This is a genomic window from Xanthobacter sp. BG11Y11_SDJG (assembly GCF_057364445.1).
Window position 1 is genome coordinate 24,470 of sequence record NZ_JBNFNU010000011.1, and the last position, 6,776, is coordinate 31,245.

The window sequence follows — 6,776 nt, forward strand, 5'->3', positions numbered from 1 at the left end:
CCATGTTTTTACAGGCCCATTAGGTCTGGAAGATATAGGCTGATCTCGGGATACTTGATGAGTACTGCCACAATGAAGAATTCGGCAGCGACGAACCAGAGCAGTCCCTTGAAGATGGTGAGCAGCGAGACCTTGTCGCCGGCGACGCTGCTGACGACGTAGGCGTTCAGGCCGACAGGCGGGGTGATGAGGCCGATCTCAAGGTATTTGATGACCAGCACGCCGATCCAAACCAGATCCATGTGGAGCTTCTGGAACAGCGGCAGCAGGACCGGAAGCGTCACCAGCATCAATCCGAGAGGATCGAGGAACATGCCCAGGATCAAATAGATCACCGATGCGCCAACGATGACCGTAAGAGGGTTGAGGCCGAGTTCGATGATCCCGTCGGCCATGAATTTCGGCACGCCGCTCAAGGCCAGAAAGCGGGTTAGGAGGATGGCCCCGATCGCGACGAAGAAGATGCTGCCCGTGCTGACCGCCGTCTCCTTGATGCTCTCGCGAAGCGTGGTCCATGTGAGGCGTCTCTGGCCAAGCGCGATCAAGCATGCCGCCAGGGCTCCGAACGCCGCCGCCTCGGTCGCCGTCGCGAGGCCCGAATAGATGCTCCCGACGATGCTCAACACCAGCACCGGCGTTGGCCAGACCTTCTTGAGGGCATCAAGTCGATCCGACCAGGTCACCACGTCGGTGATGCGCGGCGCCAGAGCGGGGTTGACCATGCATCGGCCGATGATGAGCGCCGTGTAGACGGCCGCCGTCAGCACCCCCGGAAGGATACCCGCGATGAGCAGACGATTGATCGGCTGTTCGGTGAAGATGCCGTAGATGACCATCAGAATGCTGGGCGGGATGAGCGACCCGAGCGTTCCGCTGGCGGCGACAACCGCGGTGGCAAGGCCTGGATCGTACCGAGACTTGAGCATCTCGGGAATGGCGAGGCGGCCCATCGCCGCTGCGGTCGCCATGCTCGAACCGGAAACGCAGGCGAAGGCGGCGCTCGCGAAGTTCGTCGCTACCGCGAGTCCACCGGGCACCCGGCTCAGCCAGACGCGGGCCGCTTCGTACAGGGATCCGGTCAGGCCGGTGTGGAACGCGACCGCGCCCATGAGCAGAAACATGGGAACGGCCGACAGCGACCAGTGGGCGACGAATTCATAGGGCAGATTGCCGATGGCGCCGATCGCGGCCTGAGGGCCGCGGATAGCACCGATGCCGATCATGGAAACCAGACCGAGAGCGATGCCGATCGGAACACGGATCGCGATGAGGACAAGCAGGGCGCCCAGCCCCCAGAAACCGATGGCAAGGGATGTCATCTTCTCACACCGCCGCCTTCCGACGCCCGCCTCGGAGCTGAAGAAGAATCCAAAGGAAGGTAGCCCCGATGCTGATCGGCACGGCCCACCGCGACGGCCAAATGGCCAGGTCATAGCCGACGATGCCGGTCGTCGTGCCAACCGACATCGTCTCGAGCGCTGTCCGCGTCGAAGCCCAGACGAAAACTGCGAGGTAGAAGAGGGAGGCGAGGCGGGCCACGTTCTCGATCGCTGCCGCGATCGGCCGAGGGAGAAGGTCGGTGAACAGGCTGATTCAATATTCAGGCGATGCCGCTGAATATGCGCGAACGAGCAGAACACAATAATCGGCATGAAATAATAGGACACGATCTCCAGGGCTCCTGGGATCGGCTGGTTGATAGTATATTTCAGAGTAATGTCGATATTGACGAGCACCAGCATGCCGACGCAAGACCCCGCGGCAATCAGGAGAAGTGTTTGAGTGATCTTGCTTAGCCCGGCCTCCATCCGTTTCCTCCCTGTTCTGTCGGCTTTATCGACGTTCTCGGTGTGAGATGCGACACTTAGCGCAAACTTTGTGCCAACCCCTGGAATGGTGACAAACCATTGCCTGCGCGGACGTCGTTGAGCAGAAAAGGGTTCAAGCATGTCTTGCTCGGCGACAGTTGGCCGATCGTGTGTCCGCGCCGGAAACAAGGGCCGGACCATGTAGAGCTCTCGTCGCGGAAGCCCCGGAATGGAAAACGGGATGGCCGGTGGTTGCGAAAGGCCGGCAACCTATGCAAGTATATCTCTGGCTCTAAAGCTATAGGTTCATGGTTCGGTCGCGCCGTGCAAAGAGGCCGCGCATTGGGGGCCCGCCGTCTTGACTGTGCCGATGCTTGACTGCCCTGTAGGCGCAGACGACAGCGCTGCAAACCATGTCGCTCCGACAGACACACAAGGGTCCGCAGTTCATGGAAACCTGTTGTTTATTATTGAGATAGGGCGCGCTTTCTGGCTGGCGTATCCCTTGCATAAGCCTGGACCCGGAATGTACCCGGCAAGCCGGGCGCGCTGGGTGGTCGTAAAAAGGAAAACGGAGAGCTCTGTGATGACGATGCGGCTTGAGAAGTCGAACGCCGGGCAGGACCGATGACGATGCCGCAAGCTTTGCGCGCCGTTCCGTCCGGCGCGATTTCGAGGCGCCTGTTTCTGGCGGCTGGCATCGGACTTCCCGCGCTGGTGCAGGCTGCGGCAGCCCAGGACGGCTACCCGGCCCGCCCCATCAAGATCGTCATCGGGTATTCGCCGGGCGGCCTGAGCGATACGATGACACGGTTGATCGCCGAACATATGTCGCGCGATCTGGGGCAGGCGGTCGTCGTGGAGAACCGTGTCGGCGCGGCGACGTCGATCGCGTCGGCCTTCGTCGCCCGGTCTGCGCCCGACGGCTACACGCTGCTCATGGGCACGACCAGCCTCGCCATCAATCCGGCGTTGCAGCCCAACCTCCAGCCGCGCGACCCGCAGACGGAGCTTCGCCCGCTCGGCATGGCCTATGACAGCCCATTCGTGCTGATCGTCCGGGCGACCTTGCCGGTTCGGAGCCTGGACGAATTCGTCGCCTATGCGCGCGCAAATCCGGGCGCGCTGGAGATGGGCAGCTCGGGCACCGGGGCGGTGAACCATCTGCTGATCGAAATGCTGTCACGCAAGGCCGGGATTAGCGTCGTGCCGATCCCTTACACGGGCGCCGCGCCGACAATGATCGATCTGAGAGGGGGGCGCATCGCGGCGACCTTCGCGACGCCGATCGATGCGGTCCCTCTGATCCAGGACGGTACCGCCTTCGCCATCGCGGTGTCCTCCCCCAACCGGGTCTCCATCCTGCCGGATACCCCCGCCGCGGCCGAGAAGGTGCCGGGGGTCTACGGAACTTTCTGGCAAGGGCTGTTTGCGCCCGCTGGCACCCCCGACGCGGTGGCGCAGGTTCTGACGGCCGCGCTGGAGCGCGCCGCGCGCGACCCTGAGATCGCCAAGAGGGCGGCGGAACGGGGCGTCGTCATGCAGCCGGGCAACGCCAGCGTCCTGCGCGAGCGCCTCGCCACCGACACGGCGCAGTGGGGGGATCTGATCAGAGCCGCAAACATCAAGCCGCAATAGCGATGACTGTCATAGATCTCGATTCCCAAGTGGCTCAGGCCGCCGGCCTGGTGACGGTCGCCGAGCTGTTTCAGGAGCGCGTCCGCAGAAGCGGCGCATCCGTCGCCCTCGATCAGGGGGGGCGGATGATGACCTATGCTGAGCTGAGCGACCGTGGGAGCCGCCTCGCGCGGTCGCTCAGCCGACTGGGCCTTGGGCGCGGCGATCGGGTCGGCATCCTCTCGGAGAACCGGCACGAATATGTGGAGGCGCTGCTGGCCTGCGCCAGCCTCGGCGCGATCCTCGCCTGCCAGAACTGGCGCCAGTCCGCGGACGAGCTGGCACACTGCATCGCCTTGGCCGAGCCACGCCTGATGCTGGTGTCGGAGCGTTTCCGCGATCGGCTCGACGCGAGCGGCTATGACGGAAAGCGCCTCCTCCTCGGTCCCGAGTACGAGGCGCTGCTTGCGGCCGAAACGGGGGGGACCTGGCTAGCCAGGCGCATCCCGAGGACGGCCTTTCCATTCTCTACACGTCGGGCACCACCGGCCTGCCGAAAGGGGCCGTGATCAGCCATCGCGCCACGATCGCGCGCGGCGCCATGGGGGTCCAGGATCGCAATATCATCCCGGGCAGCACGTTTGCGGCCTGGTCGCCGATGTTCCACATGGCCGCCCTGGACAATGTGGTGCCGACGCTCCTCCATGGCGGGAAGGTCATCCTGCTGAACGGCTTTGATCCGGCGCGCCTGCTGGAGATCGCCGCGCGCGAGGAACTTGGCACGTTATCGCTGATGCCGGGCACCATCGCCCAGGTCATCTTGCTGGCCCGCGAGATGCGTTTGGAGCCCAAGGGTATCGCCGCGATCGGAGCGATGCCGGACCTCGTTCCGCCCGACGAGATCGCCGAGATCACGACGCTGCTTCGTGCGCCCTTCCGCAACACGTTCGGATCAACCGAGACCGGCATGGCGCCGGCCTCTGCCGGTCGCATTCCCATCGGGGTCGCGCCGACGTCCTTCAGCAAGACGCAGAGCTCGCTGTGCCTGGTTCGGCTCGTCGATGACGATGGACGCGAGGTGCCGGACGGCACGCCCGGCGAGGTCGCCTTCCGTGGTCCCTCGCTCTTCTCGGGCTATTGGCGCAATCCGGAAGCGAACGCGGAATGCTTCCGCGACGGCTGGTTCCACATGGGAGATGTCCTGAGACGCAATCCGGATGGGACACTGGATTACGTCGATCGCCGGAAATACCTGATAAAATCCGGCGGCGAGAACATCTATCCGGCGGAAATAGAGCGCGTGCTGCTGGCCCACCCATTGGTCGCCGACGTGGCCATCGTCCGCAAGCCGGATCCTCGCTGGGGCGAGGTGCCGGTCGCCTTCGTCGCGGCACGCGCGGCCCAACTCTCCGCAGACGACCTCATCGGCGCCTGTCGCGCCAAGATCGCGTCGTACAAGGTGCCGCGGGAAATCCACTTCATCGCGCAGGAGGACATGCCGCGCTCACTGACCGGAAAGATCATGCGGCACCTGCTGGAGCGGAGGCTGGCCGGTCTCTCGGACTGATCCGGCGCTTTTCATGCCTTCCGGGATCCGCGGGGATGATGGTGCTTGGCGCGTTTGGCGCCCGGCACACGGTGTCTTGGGCGTGGACGTGAGGGGAAGGATCTGTCCGCGCAGAAGACAATATTCGCATGCCGGGCGGCGTCGATCTCAAGCAAGCCGGGTGGTGACGCGCATGGCATGGCGCTTGCTGCATCGGGCGTCCGGGGCGGCGGCACGAGAGCGCGCGTCTTCGATCTTCATCTGACGGGACGATCCACCAAGCCAGCGGCCACGGTTTGCCCGGATCGCGCTCCACAACACCCCGCCTTTCACTGAAACACGCAAGGCCTACGACGGTAACCGGCATGACAAGCGCTTCAACACTTTCTCGCGGCCCGCTTCACGGTTTGAGGATCGTCGATCTCACCGCCGTGATCATGGGGCCTTATGCGATGCAAATAATGGCCGACCTGGGAGCGGAGGTCATCAAGATCGAGTCCCCCGAGGGCGACATCATGCGCTATGTCGGCAAGCATGGCGACGTCGGCATGGGGCCGATCCATCTCAACCTGAACCGCGGCAAGCGCCTGGTCACGCTCGACCTGAAGAAGCCGGACGCGCGACAGGTGCTCTTGAGCATCATCGGGCGCGCGGATGCGTTCGTCCATGCGCTGCGTCCGAAGGCCATCGCCCGGCTGGGGCTGGACTATGACAGCGTGCGCGCGGTCAAGCCCGACATCGTCTATGCGGGCGCCTATGGATACACGGCCGACGGGCCCTATGGCGACGACCCGGCCTATGACGATCTCATCCAGGGCCTGTGCGGCCTTGCCAGCATCGCGTCGAATCTCGCCGGGGAGCCACGCTTCTTTCCCACGACGATCGCCGACAAGGTTTGCGGCCTCGCGCTCGCCTATGCCCTTCTGGCCGCCTTGCTCCACCAGCAGCGGACGGGGCAGGGCCAGCAGGTGGAAGTGCCCATGTTCGAGACGATGGTGCAGTTCCTGATGGTCGAGCATCTGGGAAACCGCACCTTCGGCCCGGATGAGGAGATGGGCTATGCGCGGGTGCTTTCCCAGCTGCGCAAGCCCCATCGCACCCTTGACGGATATGTCTGCGCGCTGCCCTACCACGACAAGAATTGGCGCGACTTCTTCGTCATCGGTGGGGCGCCCGATCTTGCGGAAGATCCGCGATTCTCCAGCCACAGCGCCCGGAGCGCGAACTACGAAGAGCTTTACGGGATGCTCGCGGAGTTCCTCGCACTGCAGAAGACCGGCTATTGGATCGAGAAGCTGCGGGCGGCCAATATCCCCGTCGCGCCGGTGCTCGGCCTGACGGACCTATTCGAGGACCCGCATCTCAAGGTGGGGGGGCTTTTCCAGCCGGTGCAGCACCCCACGTTCGGGCCGATCACCACCCTCCGATCACCGATCGCCTTCTCCGAGACGCCGGCGGCAATCGGAAAGCCGGCCGACGTGGTCGGCGCCGACAGCACCAGCGTGCTCCAGGAGTTCGGCTATTCCGCCGCGGAGATCGATGGCCTGATCCAGAGCGGCGCCCTCGTTCAGGGCTGACCGCTCATCGGTTCCTTTCCGGCGGCCGGGCACCCAGCGGAACTCCGTCGAACCCAGCGCCCCGCCGGGGCGGGGCGAGGTCGCGGGGCGGCGTCCAACGGGATGTCTGACGTGCTCCCCATTTTCCTGCCGGTCATAAGTTAGGCCCGGCTGGGTTTTGGTCCTCATGGGACCGGCTGGCGAACATCGACGGCGAGAGGCCGCCGAGGCTCGTATGGGGTCGGACGG

Annotated in this window: 6 protein-coding genes; 4 read left to right on the top strand and 2 right to left on the bottom strand. The window is 64.4% G+C overall.

Annotated elements, in window-relative coordinates:
- Positions 1-8: 8 nt before the first annotated feature.
- Positions 9-1,319 carry a TRAP transporter large permease gene (locus tag AC2W7M_RS02875; RefSeq protein WP_486129894.1) on the bottom strand — a complete coding sequence of 437 codons (1,311 nt, stop codon included), beginning with the start codon at positions 1,317-1,319 and terminating at the stop codon, positions 9-11.
- A gap of 4 nt (positions 1,320-1,323) precedes the next feature.
- Positions 1,324-1,593, bottom strand: coding sequence for a TRAP transporter small permease subunit (locus AC2W7M_RS02880; RefSeq protein WP_486129906.1), 270 nt, complete (start codon positions 1,591-1,593; stop codon positions 1,324-1,326).
- Between the two features lie 842 nt (positions 1,594-2,435).
- Between AC2W7M_RS02880 and AC2W7M_RS02885 the strand changes: the two genes are divergently transcribed.
- The 4 genes from AC2W7M_RS02885 to AC2W7M_RS02900 all read left to right on the top strand — a co-directional run bounded on the left by AC2W7M_RS02885 (position 2,436) and on the right by AC2W7M_RS02900 (position 6,548).
- Complete coding sequence (locus AC2W7M_RS02885; protein ID WP_486129896.1) at positions 2,436-3,446, top strand: Bug family tripartite tricarboxylate transporter substrate binding protein; 1,011 nt, start codon at positions 2,436-2,438, stop codon at positions 3,444-3,446.
- A 29-nt stretch (positions 3,447-3,475) separates the two neighbouring features.
- Positions 3,476-3,994 carry an AMP-binding protein gene (locus AC2W7M_RS02890; protein WP_486129898.1) on the top strand — a complete coding sequence of 173 codons (519 nt, stop codon included), beginning with the start codon at positions 3,476-3,478 and terminating at the stop codon, positions 3,992-3,994.
- Positions 3,976-4,992, top strand: a complete 1,017-nt coding sequence (locus tag AC2W7M_RS02895; protein ID WP_486129908.1) for a class I adenylate-forming enzyme family protein — start codon at positions 3,976-3,978, stop codon at positions 4,990-4,992. Before AC2W7M_RS02890 ends, AC2W7M_RS02895 begins: the two co-directional genes overlap by 19 nt.
- Before the next feature lie 344 nt (positions 4,993-5,336).
- Entirely contained in the window at positions 5,337-6,548 is a 1,212-nt protein-coding gene (locus tag AC2W7M_RS02900) for a CaiB/BaiF CoA transferase family protein (protein ID WP_486129900.1), read from the top strand.
- The last annotated feature ends 228 nt before the right edge of the window (positions 6,549-6,776 follow it).